The sequence below is a fragment of the Lutibacter sp. A80 genome (genome assembly GCF_022429645.1).
Taxonomy (GTDB): Bacteria; Bacteroidota; Bacteroidia; order Flavobacteriales; family Flavobacteriaceae; genus Lutibacter.
Genome location: NZ_CP092480.1, coordinates 298236 through 315710 on the forward strand (window position 1 = coordinate 298236; position 17475 = coordinate 315710).

A 17475-nucleotide genomic window follows, 5' to 3' on the forward strand; every position below is an offset into this window, starting at 1 on the left:
ATTTGAAGTGGGGTGGTTACCTTTAAGTTTGATTGTTATTTCCCTAGTTTATGAGAAGATTGTAATGATATTGTTTAAGTTAATCTTAAGGGTATTGGGTCGAGTTTAAGCCTTACTTGTCCAAATTGTTATAGGAGATGTTGGTGATCGAAATATTATTAGCCGGTCTGCAGAGGGGAATATTGGAGAACTTGAATAAACTAGTGGAACATATAAATGCCCTAAATGTAAAAAAATGAGTCAGGAATTTTTGATAAAATTTTATAAGTAGGATTAGATTTAAACTTAAAAAAATAAAATAGATGAATTGGTATTTAAAAGCTCTTAATCGTTATTTTGATTTCACAGGTAGATCAAGAAGAATGGAATATTGGATGTTTGGACTATTTAATTTTATATTTGGAGCCTTATTCTTAATTATTGATTGGGTTTTAATTGAAACTGTTGAAATTATTAGTTTTCCGCCACTGTATATCTTTTATTCATTAATGATATTTATCCCAAGTATTTCTGTATCAGTTAGAAGGTTACACGATGTTGGCAAAAGTGGATGGATGTTATTAATATCTTTAATTCCAATAATAGGGTCTATCTGGCTTTTGGTTCTATTTTTAACTGATGGAGACTCTAATTCTAATGAATATGGTCAGAATCCAAAAAACCTTGTTCGAGAGGACGATTTTAATACAAAATCTACCACTGATTTAAAAAATGAGAAAAATTTAAATATAAAAGAATCCAAATTTGATAATGAAGATGAAGAAACTTCGGAGAGGGTTAGTGATGTAAGAATTGAAGAGAAGCAAGAAAAATCGATGTTGTTTAATATTATTATCAGTATAATTGGTTTTATTTTAGTTTCTATTATATTTTTATTTTTTATTAGGGAATCTTTGACTAAAAGTAGAGCTAAAAAGGAGATTGCTGAAATCATAAGAATTCTTGAAATAAGAAAAAAAGAATTAGGTTTTTATCCACAAGAATTAAAAGAAATTATTGGAAATAATCCACTGAGAAAGAAAATTGATATTGATTTTTGGGGAAATGAATATCATTATAAATTAATTGATAATGGAGTGAATTATATTTTAATATCAAAAGGAAAAGATGAAATTTTAGGGACTGCTGATGATATAGGTGTAAACAATGATTAATAATAGATTAATTTAAACCTGAGTATTTAATAAATCAAGAACCAATTGAAAAGGGATTTATTTTTTAATAGATCCTTTTTGTTTTTAACGAATTGTTTGTGGTATTTAATTATTATCACAGTTTTATATCTGTTACAACAGTTCAAATCAGGTTGGTACCTTCTAAAAACCTAATTATATTAAGGCTTTTACTAAATTATTTTCTGGTTGCAACTGGTTGTTGCAATTGGTTGTTGCAATTGGTTGTTGCAATTGGTTGTTGCAATTGTGATATTTTTTTATTACAAAATAATCACGTAAAATATCACAAATAAATATGTGAATTTTATACATTGTAATTCTCCATTGGTTCCACTTTATTTAAAAGGTAATCCTATAATAAATCATATTTAAAATCGGGGATATGAAAAGTATCTCCACAAAATTTAAAACTAATATTAGTTAGATCATTATTTTTAACCTTAATTAATTCTACTAATACAATATCAAATCCTGAAATTATCTCTTGTGGTAAATCCTCATTGTCCATTTGTTTGATTGTTTTAATATACTGTTCTAGTTGTTGGATAGTTGATTCACATTTACTGTTTTTTCTTTCACTAAACACAAAAGTAATAAGTTGTAGAAACTTTATTGATTTATGAAATTACTTCATTAATTACCCATTTTTTCATTTCAGGGCTTAATCGAAAATTTATGGATGGATCTTCATTTTAATCTTTTGTTTCTTTGCCATGATTATTCAATTTTATGTTAAACACATTAGTGAGTAAAAAGTCTTCAGCTTCCTTTTCAGAAATAAGCGGTTCTTTCTTTATTCTCTTTTTTGGTTTGTCTTGTGACTTTTCAGTTTTAATCGTATCTTTTTCTGCCTTTTCATCTTGTTTTGGAACTTTAATAGTAGCTTCTATTGGAACTTCTAAATTATATTGATCTATTCTTGATATAAGGTCTGGAATATAAATCTTAATGATTTCAGAAAGATCATAGTACTTTTTAAACGAAAATTGTTTTTCAGTGTAAAAACAATTTATCAATTCTATAAAGTGTGTTTTGTAAATTTCATTTTGAATTTCAAACATTCCAATAGTTCCAAAATCTAAATTACTATTAAAGGTTTTTAAATTTATACTTAGCCAATTTACAATAGCACAATAAAACTCCACCTTATCCATATACTTATTGAGTATATAGTTAAATTTAGGAGTATCAAGTTCTTTCTGTTTCCCTAATAAGTAAAAGATAGCGTCCTCAAATAACTTTGGTTTTTTTATAAGTCGTTCATTATATTCTATTAAATCAAATTCTCCAAAACCATGATAGACATCTAATAAAGAAATTTCATCTAAAAAATGTTTTGGAATTTGACTTTCAAGATTATTCAGAACATTAGTAGGGATAATTTCACTAGGTATATAGAATATTACATCCTGGAAAAGAGTTTTTACCAGCTCGTCATAAAATGTATCTAAAGTAGGTTTGTTCATAAAAATACTATTTAATCAAGTCTGAATAATCTTCTGGTAACTCCGCATCAATATCTCTTAAATATTTCCGCAATGCAGTGATAGAAGCATGCCCTGTTATTAACATTAGTTTACCTTCAGCTTCGGTTGGTGAAGAATTTTTAACAAGCTCTCTAAATAATTTTGTAATATAAGTATGTCTAAAACTGTACATTCCATAATCAATTCCTAAATTAAAGTGATTTTTCACTACTCTTTTAAATCGTTTACTAAAGTAATCTCTTCTATTGTTAACTTCGGCCGACCATTCACCTCCAATTTTATCAGGTGTAAATAATAGTAAGTTAGCATCCAACTTTGAAAGATCAGGCAAATCCTTTAATAATAGTTCAGGTATTAATTTTGTTTTTAAGGGGCTATTTTTTGCTTTAAATCGTACTGTTCTATTTTTTAAGTCTAAATCTCCAATGGTTAACCTACAAACTTCAATAGGTCTTAATAAATTGAATGAAATAAATTTAATAAAGAGTAGGAGTATAGGGTCATTATCTTCTAAATAGTCAAAGATTTTTTCCTGCTCTTCAGATGTATAACTTTTATTTCGCTCTGGAATGGTTTTTAAAACTGGGATTTTTTTGATGAGGTTTGCTTTAATAATATCATTATCTTCTAATGATTGAAATATACTTCCTAAATCTAATCTATAATTGTTTCTCGTTCTTGCGCTAGTTCGATATAGTTCTTCATTTAAAAACTGAGCTAAATCCATTTTTGTTATCTGATCGATATATTTTATTGTTGGACGATTTTTTTCAAACCATATTATTAAATTCTTAATCCGATTTCCGTAAGTTTTAAAAGTTCTAGAACTAACTAAATTTTCTTTTATTTTTAAACCAATATCAAAGGCTTCTCTTAAAGTCATTTTGTTTTCTTCTACAATAGCTTCTGGAGATTCAATTACTATAGGTTGAACTTCTTCCTTCTGGGTTCTTTTTGAATATAAATCAGTGTTATCTTCAAAAGGATTAAAGCCAGCTTTTAAAAGTTGTAGTAATTTTTTTCGGTAAGCAGTTAAAACCGAAAGACGATCCTCTTTGGTTTTATAAAGGTTTGATTTGCCATAGATATTTTTCATCCGTTGTAATTTTCCTGTTTCAGGATTTCTAAAAGAAAAATAGACATACCAACGTTTACTTAAATCACCTTTGGCAGTATAAATTTTGGGGATAGAAAAATTCTTTTTCATTTGTAAATCGTGTTCCAAAACGTGTTCATTTTGGCACTCAAAGTTAAGAATTTCATTTAAATTGAACATAAAAAAAACGGTTTAGATCAATCTAAACCGCTTGTTTCTTCAATTTTTGCTTTGTAGCGTGATGCAGAATTGAACTGCAGACCTCCGGGTTATGAATCCGACGCTCTAACCAACTGAGCTACCACGCCAATTATTGAGGGTGCAAATATAAAAATAAAAAACTTGTTGCAGCAAATTTTTTTAGTTATTTTTTTTAATAATTTAAATTTTTTTAGAATGGATAATTTATATATATTGTGCTTTTAAATATACGAGATGTCAACAAAAATAAAATTTGAAATAGAATTCCCAATTCACGCTTCACCTAATATGTTATATCAATATTTTGGGACACCTTCGGGACTTTCAGAATGGTTTGCAGATAACGTAAATTCACGTGGTGAAATATTTACTTTTATATGGGATGGATCAGAAGAAAAAGCTAAAGTATTACAAGAACGACCGGATGAAAAAATAAAATTTAAATGGTTAGATGGAGAAGACGATAAAAGTTATTTTGAATTTAGAATTGAAGTTGATGAAATAACTAAAGATGTTTCTTTAATTGTGACAGATTTTGCCGAAGAAGACGAAATTGATGAGTCTAAAATGTTTTGGGAAAATCAAATAGATGAGTTAAAATATACTATAGGAGCTTAATAGCAAAGCTTATTACAATTTTTAAAAGACCTTGTTAATACAAGGTTTTTTTTATGTAATTTTGTTTCATAATTTTTTTGATATGATAAATTTTAATGGTTCAATTTTAGAATCCGAAATAACAGTATTTGGGGCTGCTAATAGAGCTTTTAAATACGGTGATGCACTTTTTGAAACTGTTAAAGTTATAAATTCTAAAGTGATTTTTTTAGAAGATCATTATTTTAGATTAATGGCTTCTATGCGGATGTTAAGAATTGAAATTCCTATGAATTTTACAATGGAGTTTTTTGAAAAAGAAATTATAAACACTACAGTAGCAAATAATTTAGATTCTGCAAGAGTGCGATTTACAGTATATAGAAGCGATGGAGGAACTTATGCTCCTGTTATTAATACTTGTAGTTATTTAATAGAATCGTCTCCTTTAAACGTAGAAGTAAAAGAAACCTATACATTAGATGTATTTAAAGATTACTTTTTGTATTCGGGTTTACTTTCAACAATTAAAACTACTAATAAAATTACAAATGTTTTGGCAAGTATTTTTGCTAAAGAAAACAATCTAGATAATTGTGTGTTATTAAATGAAAAAAAGTTTGTAGTTGAAGCAATAAATGGAAATATTTTTACGGTAAAAGGCACTGTTATTAAAACTCCACCTATTGAAGAAGGTTGTGTAAAGGGAATAATGAGAAAAAAACTTATTGAAATACTTTCAAAAACAAGTGAATTTACTTTAAAAGAAGAAGCGATTTCTCCATTTGAACTTCAAAAGGCAGATGAGGTTTTTATTACAAATGCTATTGTAGGAATACAACCTGTAACAAATTATAAGAAAGCTACATTTAAAACAACAGTTGCTGAAAGATTAATACTAGAATTAAAAAAATTAATTTAACGCAGGGTTTTTAGGGGCATTTGCCCAAATTTGATATTCACCACCAAAAGCCATTAATTGATTTCTCCAAATTTCATCACTTTTAATAGTTAATAAATTAGGATATTTATTTTTAGTTATTATCCAAGTAGATTCATTTATTTCTTCGTTCAGCTGTTCTATAGACCAACCAGAATAACCTAAGAAAAAGCGAATATCAGAAAATTCAATTATTTTTTCATTTAAAAGTTTAGTGAGTGAATTAAAATTTCCTCCCCAATAAAATTCAGCATCAATTTGGATACTGTCAGGTATTAATTCGGGTACTTTATGGATAAAATATAAGTTTTCTTGATCAACAGGTCCACCGCTATAAACTGTAAAATCACAATCAATTTCTGGAATTAAGTCGCTTAAAACAAATTCAGTAGGTCTATTTATAATAAATCCAATACAACCATCTTGGCTATGCTCGGTTAAATATATTACCGACCTATTAAATTCTTTATCATTAAGAATTGAAGGTTCTGCAATTAATAATTTACCTTTTGTAGGATTTTTATCTACCATAATTAATATTAATGTTTATTAAATATAGTAAAATTTGTTAATAAAAAAAAACTCTTCAAAAAATGAAGAGTTTAATTTATAATAAGAATAGTTCTTATTTATTAGTTTACAGCATCACTGAATCCAGCACCTGCTTTAAATTTTACAACATTTTTAGCTGCAATTTCAATAGATTTTCCTGTTTGAGGATTTCTTCCAGTTCTAGCTGCTCTTTTAGAGATAGACCAAGTTCCCCATCCTACTAATGCAACTTTATCACCTTTTTTTAATGCGTTTGTTACATTGTCAGTTAATGATTCTAATGCTGCTTTTGCTGCTGCTTTTGAGATGCCAGCATCAGCTGCCATTGCATCAATTAAATCTGATTTGTTCATAATTTGATTTTTAAATTAATTGGTTAAACATTTTTTACTTATAATAAGCTTAACAAAGTTATATGGAATAAGGGTTTATGCAAGTTTTTACTGATAAAAATCAGTATTTTGTTAATAAATGATGATAAATGTTAATAACATCAATTTTTTTTAATAAAAATATGCCTTAAGCCCTTTAAAATAAGAGTTATTCCATTCTTGAATTTTCTTGAAAAGTGTATCCGTTTAACAAACTTTTACTGTCCATCTTTTTTTTCCCTGCTAATTGTAAACTTTCAATTTTTAAAAAACCATTAGGTACTGCAACTTTTATTTCTTTTTTGGTTGTACTAATTAAACCTGGTTTTAAAGTGTGTATTTCTTCGATTGGTGTTACATCAAAAATTTTGACTTTTATTTTTTCTTCATTATTATATAGGGTAGTCCAAGCTGCTGGATATGGGTTTAAACCTCTAATTAAGTTGTAGGTATTGGATAAAGAGTCTTTCCAATTTATTTTACAAGTTTCTGTAAATATTTTTGGAGCAGCTTTTTCTTCAATCTCTGGTTGTTTTGTTGTGTTAACAGTTCCTTTTTTTATTTGTTGAACAGTTTTAACAACCAAATCACTACCAACAGTCATAAGTTTGTCGTGTAATTCACCTAAAATGGTATTTTGTTCTATGTTAACTTCTTCTTGTAAAATTATATTCCCTGTATCAATTTTTTCATCTATAAAAAAAGTTGTAACTCCTGTTTTAGTTTCTCCATTTATTAGTGCCCAATTTATAGGTGCTGCTCCACGGTAATTAGGTAATAATGATGCGTGTAAATTAAATGTACCAAATTCAGGCATTTGCCAAACTACTTTTGGTAGCATTCTAAAAGCAACCACAATTTGTAAATTAGCATTTAAACTTTGCAACGCTGTTATAAAAGCTTGATCTTTTAAATTTGTAGGTTGTAAAATATTTAATTGATGTTCTAATGCATATTTTTTTACGGCAGATTCATTTAATTTTCTTCCTCTTCCTGCTGGTTTGTCGGGTGCAGTAATTACTCCAACTACATTAAATTTAGCTTTTACAAGGGCATCTAAAGTTGCAACAGCAAATTCAGGTGTTCCCATAAATACAATTCTTATATCTCTCATTAAATGTTTAGTTTAAATTTATTTTGCGAAGTTATGGCAATTTTATTTTTTTCTAAGAGGATTTTTAAAGAATTTAAAAGTTGTTTTTTATTGCAATTTAGTATTGTAGATAACTCATGCGATGATAAATTTTTAGTTTTCAGTAGGTTTAATATTTCATTTAAAAGCGTATGTGTTGTTTCTGTTGGTGCGTTTTTAGATTTGCAAACATCGCATTTGCCGCAAGGTTCTGTAATTGTTTCACCAAAATAGGAGAGTAGTTGTATGTTTCTACAGGTTTTTGAGTTTTTAATAAAGTCTATGGTGGCTTTTAATTTGTTGTATTTTAAAGCATATTGTTTTTCAATATTTTTTGAAATATTGTTTATGGTGTAATTATCTTCTCGAATTACTAAAAAAGTTAATCTAGAATTAGAGTTTTCAAAATTATAATTTACAATTCCATGGGTATTTAACTCTTTTAAATAAGCAATAATAGTTGCTTTTGAAATATGTAATTTTTTCGATAATTTAAATTCATCTATTATTGTATAATGTTCAAAAATACCACCATAACTTCTCAAAAGTAATTTTATAAAATCGCTTTTTGAAGGATGTTCTTCTAAATAATTAAATAGCTGTTGGTTACTAATTGTAAATTTTAATGTAGATTTTTTAGTAAAATTTTCATCTAACAAGATAATATTTTCTCTTTCTAATGTTTTTATTGCATTGTAGGCTTTTAAAATATTTAATTTATAGACAGCACAAAATTCTTGTATGGAAAAATTAAAAGATTCTAATGGCTGTTCTCCAAGAGGAACTTTATAAAATTGATTTAAATTAAAGTAAATTTCTTTTATATATTGTGTAGTTGGTGTAGTGGTTTTAAACCGAGCATCAGTATCGTATAAATTAGCTTTATTAGTTAATATTAATGAATAAGATTCTTTTCCATCTCTACCAGCTCTTCCTGCTTCTTGTATATAATTTTCTAAGCTATTTGGAATATTTAAATGTATTACAACACGTACATTTGGTTTGTCTATTCCCATACCAAAAGCATTTGTAGCAACCATAATTGGAGTTTTATCTTCTATCCAGGTTTGGTAAGCAGCATTTTTTTCGTCAACAGACAATCCGCCATGGTAATACGTGCTTTTAAAATTTTGTTGCACTAAAAACTTGTTAATTTCTTTAGTTTGTTTTCTATTATTGGTATAAATTATAACAGATTCTTTTATGTAATTTAGTATTTGAATTAAATTAGCATAGTAATTTTCTGTGTAAATTACCTTATAGGTTAAATTAGTTCGTTTTAAAGATTTTTTAAAAATAGTAGCATTTTCAATCTCTAAATTTTGTGTTATATCTTCAAATACCCTTTGTGTTGCTGTTGCAGTTAGGGCAATAAATGTTGCCGTTGGTTGTAATTCTTTTAAAACAGGGATTTTTAAGTACGAAGGTCTAAAATCGTGTCCCCATTCAGATATACAATGCGCTTCATCAATTGCAATAAAAGAGACTTTTAGTTGTTTTATTTTTTCTTGAATAAAAGGCGATTGTAATTTTTCGGGAGATAAATATAAAAATTTATAACCTCCAAATTGTAAATTGTCAAAAGCTACAATTACTTCTTCTTGAGAGAGTTTTGAAGTTAAAGCAATGGCTTTAATGTTTTTTTCGGTTAAACTTTCTACCTGATCTTTTATCAATGCAATTAAGGGCGAAATAACAATGCAAACTCCTTCTAAAGCCAATGCTGGAACTTGGTAACATAAAGACTTACCATTTCCTGTTGGTAAAAGAACAATACAATTTTCACCTTTAATTACAGTATTTATTATAGCTTCTTGTGGTGGTCTAAATTGATTATATCCCCAATAGGTTTTTAATATTTCTAAAGGTGAACTCATTTATTTATGCAAGATAAAATAAAATCGGTTCTTTCTTTTACAGTTCCTGTTGGAACTTCAATAATAGGGTAATTTAAAGCTTTATAGGTACGCTCTAAATGGTTATGAATAGCGAGTGCTTGTTCAAAATTTTCATAGCGTTCTTCATCTGAAATATAAATTTCTTCCCAAGGAGGCATTAAAAAAACAGTATTGTATCTGTATAAATTGCTTTTGGTTATATAGGTTTTAGGATAATCGATACTAATATAATTCATATAAGCGTGTACATCTGGCACACCTCTATCAAAAAAAACGAGTTCTATGTTTTTTTTCTCAGCTTCAATATATTGGTTAATACGCCCTTCTAATAAAAGTTCGCTAAAAAGTAATGGTTTTGTTAAAAATAATTGTTCAATACCATTTTTACGTGCATTTAGAGTAACTTCTCTTGAAATTTCGGGCATACACGTAAAATTTCTAGCTGTTAATTCATTTATTACTGTTGATTTACCTGTTCCAGGACCTCCAGTTATCACAATTTTTTGCTGCATTTTACAAAAATAAGGTATTCGATAAATTATACTAAAAATATTAATGTAATTTTGTCAGTAATATATTAACATTTTAGGCTTGGTATTGTATTTGTAAGCTTTATTTATCAAAAATAACTATATGGATAACAGAACACAATTTTATAAAAAACTTAAAAAAAAGTTAAAGAAAGATACTTCTTTTCCTACTAAATATCTTTTTAAATTTATAGTGCCTTCAGAAACTGATAAAATTGACCAAATCGAAGATTTATTTAATCATCAGGGAGCAGTAATTACTAAAAAAACTTCGAAAACAGGTAAATTTACAAGTGTTTCTATATATATTATAATGAAAAAAGCAGATCATATTATTTTAAAATATCAAGAAGCAGAAAAAATAGAAGGAATTATATCTTTGTGATTTTGTTAACTAAATAACTAAAAAATATAAAATAAATTGCAACGTTTTAAATGAAGTAAAGGATATAAATTTAAAACTGGAAATTAGAGTTGTATGAAGTTTAATTATATATTAATTATTACAGTTTTATACTGTTTAAATGGTGTATCGCAAAACAAACAATCTGTATTGTTTTCTATTGATACAACTCCTTTTTATACTCAAGAGTTTTTAGAGAATTACAATAAAAATACAAGTTTAATAGCAGATTCATTAAATAGCATTGACGATTATTTAGAATTATTTATAAATTATAAATTAAAAGTTAAAGAAGCTAAAGAGCTTAAATTAGATACTTTATCAAGTTATATTAATGAGTTAAAAGATTATAAAGCACGTTTAGTTCAACCGTTTTTAAAAGATAAAAAAGTAACCGCTAAATTAGTTAAAGAAGCTTATAAAAGACTTCAAAAAGAAATTAATGCGAGTCATATTTTAGTGTCTTTAAAACCAACTGCAACTCCACAAGATACTTTAACAGCTTATACAAAGTTACTTGAAGCACGTAAATTAATTTTAAATGGAACTCCTTTTTCAGAGGTTGCCAAACAATTTTCAGATGATCCATCAGCACAACATAATGGTGGTAATTTGGGTTTTTTTACAGCTTTACAAATGGTTTACCCATTTGAAAATGCAGCATATACAACAGCTGTAAATTCAGTTTCAAAACCTTTTAGGACTCAATTTGGATTTCATATTTTACAAGTTCACCAAATAAGGCCTGCTCTTGGTGAAGTTGAAGTTGCACATATAATGGTAAAAAATAATGAAAGCAATGCAGCTAAATCAAAAATTGATTCTATTTATAAGTTGCTTTTAAATAATAAAGAACCTTTTTCTGAATTAGCCTTAAAATTATCTGACGATAGAGCAACAGCGTCAAAAGGAGGGAAGTTGGGTAAGTTTACCTACGGACAAATGGTTGAGGCTTTTTCTAAAGTCGCATTTGAATTAGAGCACACTTCAGAAATTTCAAAACCTTTTAAAACGGAATATGGTTGGCATATTATTAAACTATTAAAAAAATATCCTGTTCAAAGTTTTGATGAAATAAAAGATGATTTAACACGTAAAATTGAGCGCGATGAACGTTCAAATTTAATTGGAAAATCAGTAATTGATAGCTTGCAAAAAAAATATACTATCTTAGTAGATTCATTGGCTTTAAATCAATTTAAAGATAGAAATTGGCGAAACTTAACCAATGTAAATACTATTTTATTAACAATAAATGAAAAGGAAATTAGACAAGTTGAATTTGCAAAATTTTTAAAATTAAATTTAAACGAAACTGTTTTAAGTGCTTTTGAAAAATTTAAAGAACAAGAGGTGCTTAATTATTATAAAGAAACTATTGAGTTTACAAATGCAGAGTTTGCATCTACCTACAACGAGTTTAAAGACGGTTTGTTGTTGTTTGATTTGCTAGAGAAAAACGTTTGGGAAAAGTCTAAAGATAGTACAAATCTTTCAAATTATTTTATAAAATTTAAAGATACTAAATACGCAAATAAAGAGTTAGAATCTATAAAAGGATCTGTAATAGGTGATTATCAAAATTACTTAGAAGATTTATGGATTAAAAATTTACATAAAAAATATAAGGTCAAAATTAATAAATCAGAAAAAAAGAGATTAACTAAATTAAATCAGAAAAAAAGTTGAAACAATTAATCGTTTATATATGTTTGTTTTTTACGTTACTGTCGTGTGATTATTTTACAATAAAAGATGATACGCGTGAAGCTGTAGCTCGAGTAAATGATACATACCTTTATAAAACGGATTTAAAAAATGTAGTTTCTTCAGGTGTTTCTAAAAACGATAGTATTTTATTGGTAAATAACTATATAAATAATTGGATTAAACAACAATTATTACTTTCGAAAGCACAACTTAATTTAGAGAATAAAGCAGAAGAATTTGATGCTTTAGTAAAAACTTATAGAGAAGATTTATTTATAAATTCATACAAAGAAGCCGTAGTTAAGCAGTATTTAGATACGGTAATTACAGAAAATGATATTCAAGACTTTTATGCTAAAAACAATCAGACTTTTAAATTAAACGAAGAGTTATTAAAATTAAAGTATATTAAAATTGGAAAAGATATTTATAATAAAGAATCGGTAATAAAATTGTTTAAATCTTCTAAAAAAAGCGATTTAGACAGCCTTCATTCTTTAGAAATGTCCTTAAAATCACACCACTTAAACGATTCGGTTTGGGTAAAATATACCGATCTAGTTTCTAAAGTGCCAATTTTAAAAAGTGAGGATAAAAACCAATTATTAAAAAAAGATAATTTTATAGAAAAAGAAGATTCATTAAGCTTATATTTGGTGCATGTAAAAGATGTATTAAAAAGAAATGATATTGCTCCAACAAGCTATATAACTCCAACAATTAAGCAAATGATTTTACATCAACGTAAATTATTATTATTAAGAAATATAGAAGAAACATTAATAGATGATGCAAGAAAAAAACAACAATTTGAAACATATTAAAATGAAAGCAAACATAATTTTAATAGCACTACTTTTTATTTTTACAGGTATACATGCGCAAGATAGTACAACATCAAATTCAGAGAGAATTAAAGTAGATGGTGTGGCAGTTGTAATTGGTAAAAATATTGTTTTAGACTCTGATATAGATAAATTCAAAAAAGAATTAGAAAATCGTATGGAAGGGGCAAAGTTAAACATTACAGATTGTGAAATTTTAGAAGAAATAATGACACAAAAATTACTTGCACATCATGCAGTTGTAGATAGTGTTTTGGTTTCTGAAGCAGAAGTAAATTCTCAAGTTGAACGTAATATTTCTTATTTTGCACAACAATTAGGTTCTATGGAAGCAGTTGTTGAATACTATGGATTTACTGACGAAGAAGATTTAAGAGAAGAGTTATATACCATACAAAATGAACAACTTTTAATTCAAAGAGAAAAAGAAAGCATTACAGAAAAAATTGATGTTACTCCAGAAGAAGTAAGAAATTATTTTAATAACCTTGAAAAAGAAGGTAATTTACCAGAATTTAGTGCTGAAATTGAGTTGGCTCAAATAGTAAAAACTTTAAAACCTTCGGAGGAAGAAACCAACCGTGTTATTGATAAGTTAAATGAAATAAAAAAAGATGTTGAAGACGGATATAGTTTTAGATTAAAAGCAATAATTAATTCCGACGATCCAGCAGTTTCAGGAAATGGACCTGGAGCAGGAGGATTGTATAGCATTACAAGAGAATCTAACTTTATTAAAGAGTTTAAAGAAGTTGCTTTTAGTTTAGATGAAGGTGAGATTTCTGAACCTTTTGAATCTGGATTTGGTTTTCATATTATTCTTGTAGAAAAAATTAAAGGACAAGAACGCGATGTGCGTCATATTTTAATTCAGCCAGAAATTTCTCAAGAAGAATTAGATGCTTCAATGGATGAATTGACTAAAATTAGATCGCAGATTTTAAGTGGTGAAATTACTTTTGAAGAAGCTGTAGCTAAATACTCTGATGATATTACAACAAAAAATAACCAAGGTTTAATTTTAAATCCACAAACAAACGATACACATTTCGATTTAACACGTATGGATCCAAATTTATACAGTAAAGTAAGTAGTTTAAAACCTGGTGAAATTACGGTTCCTTTTTATGATGAAGTTAGAGGAGAATCTAAAATGCATAAAATTATTATGCTAAAAAGTAAAAATGAAACACATGTTGCTAATTTTATTGATGATTACGAAAAAATTCAAGAGTTAACTTTACAGAAAAAAGAAGAAGAAACTATTGAAGATTGGGCAAAAGATAAAATAGAAGACACTTATATTAAAATTAACGAAGACTTTAAAAAGTGTGATTTTAATAAAAATTGGAAAAAACAATAATATGTCTGATGTTGATACTTTAAAACAATTAGTTCAAAAATATAAAGACCTTAAAAAAGAAATTTCAAAGGTAATTATAGGTCAAGATGAAGCAATAGATCATATTTTATTATCTATCTTAAGTGGAGGACATTCTTTATTAATTGGTGTTCCTGGTTTAGCAAAAACATTAATTGTACATACTATTGCTCAAACATTAGGTCTCGATTTTAAACGTATACAATTTACACCAGATTTAATGCCTTCAGATATTTTAGGTAGTGAAATATTAGATGAAACTAATCATTTTAAATTTATTAAAGGCCCTATTTTTAGTAATATAATATTAGCAGATGAAATTAATAGAACGCCTCCAAAAACGCAAGCTGCTTTATTAGAGGCTATGCAAGAGCGTTCTGTTACGGTTGCTGGTCATCATCATATTTTAGCAAAACCCTTTTTTGTATTAGCTACACAAAACCCTATAGAGCAAGAAGGAACTTACCCGTTACCAGAAGCACAATTAGATAGGTTTATGTTTTCTATTCAGTTAGATTATCCTACTTTTGAAGAAGAAGTTGAAGTTGTTAAAGCAACTACTAATGATGAAAATCCAAAAGTTAATTCTATTTTAAGTTCTAAGGAAATTGTAGATTTTCAACATTTGGTGAGAAGAATTCCAGTTCCAGATAATGTAATAGAATACGCTGTTAAATTGGTTTCTAAAACTAGACCAAATTCAGAAAATGCTACAGAATTGGTAACTAATTATATAGATTGGGGAGCAGGACCAAGAGCTTCACAAAACTTAGTATTGGGAGCAAAAGCGCATGCCGCAGTAAACGGAAAATTTTCTCCAGATATTGAAGATGTTCAGGCTGTTGCTTTTTCAATTTTAAGACACAGAGTTGTTAGAAACTATAAAGCTGAAGCCGAAGGGATTTCAGAAAAACAACTTATTGAATCTTTATTTTAGCTAAAAAGTTAATTGGTTTAATTCTTAGTTGAGCGTTTTATAAGCGCTTATTGTTGTTATAGTTTAGCTTTCAGTTAGTATTTATTAGGTACTAATAAGCTTACTACTTAACTATATATTAGCCTCATCAGAATTTTCGAAGAAGCTAAACATATTACCACCATATTTTTTTTGATAGCTAATTTTAGGATGTGTATCTAATTTGGTGTGTTTTGAATGTTCAACAATTAATAATCCATCATTGTTTAATAATTGATTATCGAAAACTAGATTTACAATTTTTTCAAATTTTTCTAATTCAAATTCATAAGGCGGATCAACAAAAATAACGTCAAATTTAGATGAAGTTTTTTCTAAATATTTATAAACATCACTTTTTATAGTGTGTATATCAGCTTCCAAAATTTTAGAGGTTTCATTTATAAATTTAATACAGCCAAAATGTACATCTACAGCTGTAATATTTGTTGTTCCTCTTGAAGCAAACTCATAGCTTATGTTACCAGTACCCGAAAATAAATCCAGTACAACTAATTGGTCAAAATAGAATAAGTTGTTTAGAATGTTAAATAAGGCTTCTTTAGCCATATCAGTTGTTGGTCTAACTGGTAATTTTTTAGGTGCTTGTAGCCGTTTACCTTTAAATTTTCCGGAAATTATTCGCATTAAAATTGATTTAGTACTGTAAAGTTAGTGTGCTCAGAAATACCATCGATTAAAGTTGTTGGTTTTTCTGATTTATAGAAATCTATATTTCTAATATATTGGTAAAGTATTGTGTATAATTCAGATTCTTTTTCTATATCTCCTAAAAGAATTAGTTTAAATTCTTCTGGATTTAAATTTAATTGTTCAGCAGTAAAAAGTATATAGTAGATAAAATCTTCTTTTGTTTTAAATGTGTGAAAATTGTATAATTCTAATTTTTTATTTTTTAAAACTACAATTTCAAAACTAAAATTAGAAACGTTTACAAAACAATAATCTTCATTAGAGTTTTTATAGGTTTTTAAAAGTGTTTCAATTAAAATAGTTGATGAATGTTTAAAAATAAATGACCCGTATTTATCAATTAAAAAATTATTAATATTAACAAAAGGAATATAAACATTTATTATTTCAGAATTATCAATTTCATCAAAAGTAATATAATCATTATCTAATACTTTTATAGTATTTTGTAAATAATGCTTTAAATTATTTTTATTAAAAAAGGGTAGTGGAACTTGGGTAATTAAGTTATTGTGATGCGTAACACTAACAGAATTATATTTAATTTGAAGTAATTCTTCTTGGTTAAATAAGCGTTTAACTAAATTTAAGTGTTCAAAAGGTGTTGGATTTGTATTGATGAATTGATGTCTTTGAAATACAGCAACACAGGAATTTAGTTTATTGTATACACAAAAAGAAAATCCATCCAAACTAAGTTGGATGGATAAATGGTTTTCTTCTAGATTTTTAAAATCTATAGATTTATTTTTCGATTTTCTTATCTCCTTTATCATAAAATGGAGGCCAGTTACCGTCTTCACTAACTTCACTTAAAGAACCAACTCTAATATATTCACCTCTTACTTCTTCACCACCAATTGCTTCTCTTTCTTGTTTTACTAAATTAATGTCCATTCCCTCTAAAATAATGGCTTTATCTACTTTTACTTCAAATACAGGAGCTTTTAAACCTGCAATTTTTTCGATAACTCCAACTTCAATTTCAAAGTTTTTATCAGTATCTGGAATTTTCATCATATTTTTATAATCTGTTCCAGCAAATTGTGTTTTTACATCTTCGTATCCAATGGTATCAACAACTCTTTCTTCAATTTCTTTTGTAATACCACCTCCAAGATTAATAGTTTTAGGTACGTTTCTAGTTTGAGTTAAAGCAAACTTAGCAGTATCAATAAATTTTATAAGATCTTCTCCTTTAGCAGTATATGTTCCAGTTACTTTTTTATGCGCAACTTCTGCATCACGTATAATTTTTAGCTTACTAATAACTTTAGCATACTTTTCTTTTTTCTCCTTGTTAAATTTAATAGGCTTTCTAATTTCAAAGTTAATTTTATATACTAAAAATGCTGCAAGAGCAATTAGTATTATAGAAATTATCCAATGTAATTTTCTAGGAATAAAATTAACTATAGCATATGCTAAAAGCCCTGTAACCAAAATACCCGCTAGGATAATCAAAATTGTTGTCATTTGAATTTTCTT

19 protein-coding genes and 1 tRNA gene are annotated in these 17475 nt (G+C 27.2%); 8 read left to right on the top strand and 12 right to left on the bottom strand.

The features are described 5' to 3' along the window. Nucleotides 1–302: 302 nt before the first annotated feature. Nucleotides 303–1154 (top strand): DUF805 domain-containing protein, encoded by an 852-nt coding sequence (locus tag MHL31_RS16315; protein WP_371824130.1) that lies wholly within the window; start codon nucleotides 303–305, stop codon nucleotides 1152–1154. Between the two features lie 373 nt (nucleotides 1155–1527). Here MHL31_RS16315 and MHL31_RS01275 read toward each other — a convergent pair whose 3' ends face one another. From MHL31_RS01275 to MHL31_RS01290, 4 genes are all read right to left on the bottom strand, one after another. Beyond that, a complete protein-coding gene (locus tag MHL31_RS01275; RefSeq protein ID WP_240227279.1) occupies nucleotides 1528–1683 on the bottom strand; it encodes a hypothetical protein in 156 nt (51 codons plus the stop codon). 184 nt (nucleotides 1684–1867) lie between these two features. Next, a complete protein-coding gene (locus MHL31_RS01280) occupies nucleotides 1868–2641 on the bottom strand; it encodes a hypothetical protein (protein WP_240227280.1) in 774 nt (257 codons plus the stop codon). A 7-nt stretch (nucleotides 2642–2648) separates the two neighbouring features. Next, nucleotides 2649–3869 (bottom strand): site-specific integrase, encoded by a 1221-nt coding sequence (locus MHL31_RS01285; RefSeq protein WP_240227281.1) that lies wholly within the window; start codon nucleotides 3867–3869, stop codon nucleotides 2649–2651. A 123-nt stretch (nucleotides 3870–3992) separates the two neighbouring features. After that, nucleotides 3993–4066 (bottom strand) — tRNA-Met (locus MHL31_RS01290). Between the two features lie 127 nt (nucleotides 4067–4193). Between MHL31_RS01290 and MHL31_RS01295 the strand changes: the two genes are divergently transcribed. Then, the gene (locus MHL31_RS01295) at nucleotides 4194–4577 is read left to right on the top strand and encodes an START-like domain-containing protein (RefSeq protein WP_240227282.1); all 384 of its coding nucleotides are present in this window, start codon (nucleotides 4194–4196) and stop codon (nucleotides 4575–4577) included. 82 nt (nucleotides 4578–4659) lie between these two features. Continuing rightward, the gene (locus MHL31_RS01300; protein ID WP_240227283.1) at nucleotides 4660–5478 is read left to right on the top strand and encodes an aminotransferase class IV; all 819 of its coding nucleotides are present in this window, start codon (nucleotides 4660–4662) and stop codon (nucleotides 5476–5478) included. On the opposite strand, the gene MHL31_RS01305 is transcribed toward MHL31_RS01300, so the two are convergent. The 5 genes from MHL31_RS01305 to MHL31_RS01325 form a co-directional block, all read right to left on the bottom strand. Next, the gene (locus MHL31_RS01305) at nucleotides 5470–6027 is read right to left on the bottom strand and encodes a YqgE/AlgH family protein (RefSeq protein WP_240227284.1); all 558 of its coding nucleotides are present in this window, start codon (nucleotides 6025–6027) and stop codon (nucleotides 5470–5472) included. The genes MHL31_RS01300 and MHL31_RS01305 overlap by 9 nt on opposite strands. A gap of 101 nt (nucleotides 6028–6128) precedes the next feature. Beyond that, a complete protein-coding gene (locus MHL31_RS01310; protein ID WP_240227285.1) occupies nucleotides 6129–6401 on the bottom strand; it encodes an HU family DNA-binding protein in 273 nt (90 codons plus the stop codon). 187 nt (nucleotides 6402–6588) lie between these two features. Next, the gene (gene fmt / locus MHL31_RS01315) at nucleotides 6589–7533 is read right to left on the bottom strand and encodes a methionyl-tRNA formyltransferase (RefSeq protein ID WP_240227286.1); all 945 of its coding nucleotides are present in this window, start codon (nucleotides 7531–7533) and stop codon (nucleotides 6589–6591) included. Continuing rightward, complete coding sequence (locus tag MHL31_RS01320; RefSeq protein ID WP_240227287.1) at nucleotides 7533–9428, bottom strand: ATP-dependent DNA helicase RecQ; 1896 nt, start codon at nucleotides 9426–9428, stop codon at nucleotides 7533–7535. Before MHL31_RS01320 ends, fmt begins: the two co-directional genes overlap by 1 nt. Next, entirely contained in the window at nucleotides 9425–9961 is a 537-nt protein-coding gene (locus tag MHL31_RS01325; protein ID WP_240227288.1) for an AAA family ATPase, read from the bottom strand. Before MHL31_RS01325 ends, MHL31_RS01320 begins: the two co-directional genes overlap by 4 nt. A gap of 121 nt (nucleotides 9962–10082) precedes the next feature. On the opposite strand from MHL31_RS01325, the gene MHL31_RS01330 reads away from it, so the two are divergent. The 5 genes from MHL31_RS01330 to MHL31_RS01350 all read left to right on the top strand — a co-directional run bounded on the left by MHL31_RS01330 (nucleotide 10083) and on the right by MHL31_RS01350 (nucleotide 15255). Next, nucleotides 10083–10364, top strand: coding sequence for a DUF493 family protein (locus MHL31_RS01330; protein ID WP_240227289.1), 282 nt, complete (start codon nucleotides 10083–10085; stop codon nucleotides 10362–10364). 93 nt (nucleotides 10365–10457) lie between these two features. Further along, a complete protein-coding gene (locus tag MHL31_RS01335; RefSeq protein WP_240227290.1) occupies nucleotides 10458–12071 on the top strand; it encodes a peptidylprolyl isomerase in 1614 nt (537 codons plus the stop codon). Next, nucleotides 12068–12916, top strand: coding sequence for a peptidyl-prolyl cis-trans isomerase (locus MHL31_RS01340; protein ID WP_240227291.1), 849 nt, complete (start codon nucleotides 12068–12070; stop codon nucleotides 12914–12916). The genes MHL31_RS01335 and MHL31_RS01340 overlap by 4 nt, the downstream gene beginning before the upstream one ends. 1 nt (nucleotide 12917) lies before the next feature. Continuing rightward, nucleotides 12918–14300: a peptidylprolyl isomerase gene (locus MHL31_RS01345; RefSeq protein WP_240227292.1), complete on the top strand. Its 1383-nt coding sequence runs from the start codon at nucleotides 12918–12920 to the stop codon at nucleotides 14298–14300. A gap of 1 nt (nucleotide 14301) precedes the next feature. Then, nucleotides 14302–15255 carry a MoxR family ATPase gene (locus MHL31_RS01350; protein WP_240228930.1) on the top strand — a complete coding sequence of 318 codons (954 nt, stop codon included), beginning with the start codon at nucleotides 14302–14304 and terminating at the stop codon, nucleotides 15253–15255. 111 nt (nucleotides 15256–15366) lie between these two features. Here the strand turns inward: MHL31_RS01350 and rsmD are convergent, their stop codons facing one another. From rsmD to MHL31_RS01365, 3 genes are read right to left on the bottom strand one after another with little or no spacing between them, the layout of a single operon-like run. Beyond that, nucleotides 15367–15921 (bottom strand): 16S rRNA (guanine(966)-N(2))-methyltransferase RsmD, encoded by a 555-nt coding sequence (gene rsmD / locus MHL31_RS01355; protein WP_240227293.1) that lies wholly within the window; start codon nucleotides 15919–15921, stop codon nucleotides 15367–15369. Further along, nucleotides 15921–16763 carry a DUF3822 family protein gene (locus MHL31_RS01360; RefSeq protein ID WP_240227294.1) on the bottom strand — a complete coding sequence of 281 codons (843 nt, stop codon included), beginning with the start codon at nucleotides 16761–16763 and terminating at the stop codon, nucleotides 15921–15923. Before MHL31_RS01360 ends, rsmD begins: the two co-directional genes overlap by 1 nt. Continuing rightward, nucleotides 16732–17463: a hypothetical protein gene (locus tag MHL31_RS01365; RefSeq protein ID WP_240227295.1), complete on the bottom strand. Its 732-nt coding sequence runs from the start codon at nucleotides 17461–17463 to the stop codon at nucleotides 16732–16734. Before MHL31_RS01365 ends, MHL31_RS01360 begins: the two co-directional genes overlap by 32 nt. Between the last annotated feature and the right edge of the window lie 12 nt (nucleotides 17464–17475).

What these genes read in the sequence shown, in the direction of transcription:
- rsmD (WP_240227293.1), bottom strand. Translation starts at nt 15,921, where the DNA reads ATGCGAATAATTTCCGGAAAATTTAAAGGTAAACGGCTACAAGCACCT.
- MHL31_RS01335 (WP_240227290.1), top strand. Translation starts at nt 10,458, where the DNA reads ATGAAGTTTAATTATATATTAATTATTACAGTTTTATACTGTTTAAAT.
- MHL31_RS01330 (WP_240227289.1), top strand. Translation starts at nt 10,083, where the DNA reads ATGGATAACAGAACACAATTTTATAAAAAACTTAAAAAAAAGTTAAAG.
- fmt (WP_240227286.1), bottom strand. Translation starts at nt 7,533, where the DNA reads ATGAGAGATATAAGAATTGTATTTATGGGAACACCTGAATTTGCTGTT.
- MHL31_RS01310 (WP_240227285.1), bottom strand. Translation starts at nt 6,401, where the DNA reads ATGAACAAATCAGATTTAATTGATGCAATGGCAGCTGATGCTGGCATC.
- MHL31_RS01275 (WP_240227279.1), bottom strand. Translation starts at nt 1,683, where the DNA reads ATGGACAATGAGGATTTACCACAAGAGATAATTTCAGGATTTGATATT.
- MHL31_RS01345 (WP_240227292.1), top strand. Translation starts at nt 12,918, where the DNA reads ATGAAAGCAAACATAATTTTAATAGCACTACTTTTTATTTTTACAGGT.
- MHL31_RS01350 (WP_240228930.1), top strand. Translation starts at nt 14,302, where the DNA reads ATGTCTGATGTTGATACTTTAAAACAATTAGTTCAAAAATATAAAGAC.
- MHL31_RS16315 (WP_371824130.1), top strand. Translation starts at nt 303, where the DNA reads ATGAATTGGTATTTAAAAGCTCTTAATCGTTATTTTGATTTCACAGGT.
- MHL31_RS01305 (WP_240227284.1), bottom strand. Translation starts at nt 6,027, where the DNA reads ATGGTAGATAAAAATCCTACAAAAGGTAAATTATTAATTGCAGAACCT.
- MHL31_RS01320 (WP_240227287.1), bottom strand. Translation starts at nt 9,428, where the DNA reads ATGAGTTCACCTTTAGAAATATTAAAAACCTATTGGGGATATAATCAA.
- MHL31_RS01280 (WP_240227280.1), bottom strand. Translation starts at nt 2,641, where the DNA reads ATGAACAAACCTACTTTAGATACATTTTATGACGAGCTGGTAAAAACT.
- MHL31_RS01300 (WP_240227283.1), top strand. Translation starts at nt 4,660, where the DNA reads ATGATAAATTTTAATGGTTCAATTTTAGAATCCGAAATAACAGTATTT.
- MHL31_RS01295 (WP_240227282.1), top strand. Translation starts at nt 4,194, where the DNA reads ATGTCAACAAAAATAAAATTTGAAATAGAATTCCCAATTCACGCTTCA.
- MHL31_RS01360 (WP_240227294.1), bottom strand. Translation starts at nt 16,763, where the DNA reads ATGATAAAGGAGATAAGAAAATCGAAAAATAAATCTATAGATTTTAAA.
- MHL31_RS01285 (WP_240227281.1), bottom strand. Translation starts at nt 3,869, where the DNA reads ATGAAAAAGAATTTTTCTATCCCCAAAATTTATACTGCCAAAGGTGAT.
- MHL31_RS01365 (WP_240227295.1), bottom strand. Translation starts at nt 17,463, where the DNA reads ATGACAACAATTTTGATTATCCTAGCGGGTATTTTGGTTACAGGGCTT.
- MHL31_RS01325 (WP_240227288.1), bottom strand. Translation starts at nt 9,961, where the DNA reads ATGCAGCAAAAAATTGTGATAACTGGAGGTCCTGGAACAGGTAAATCA.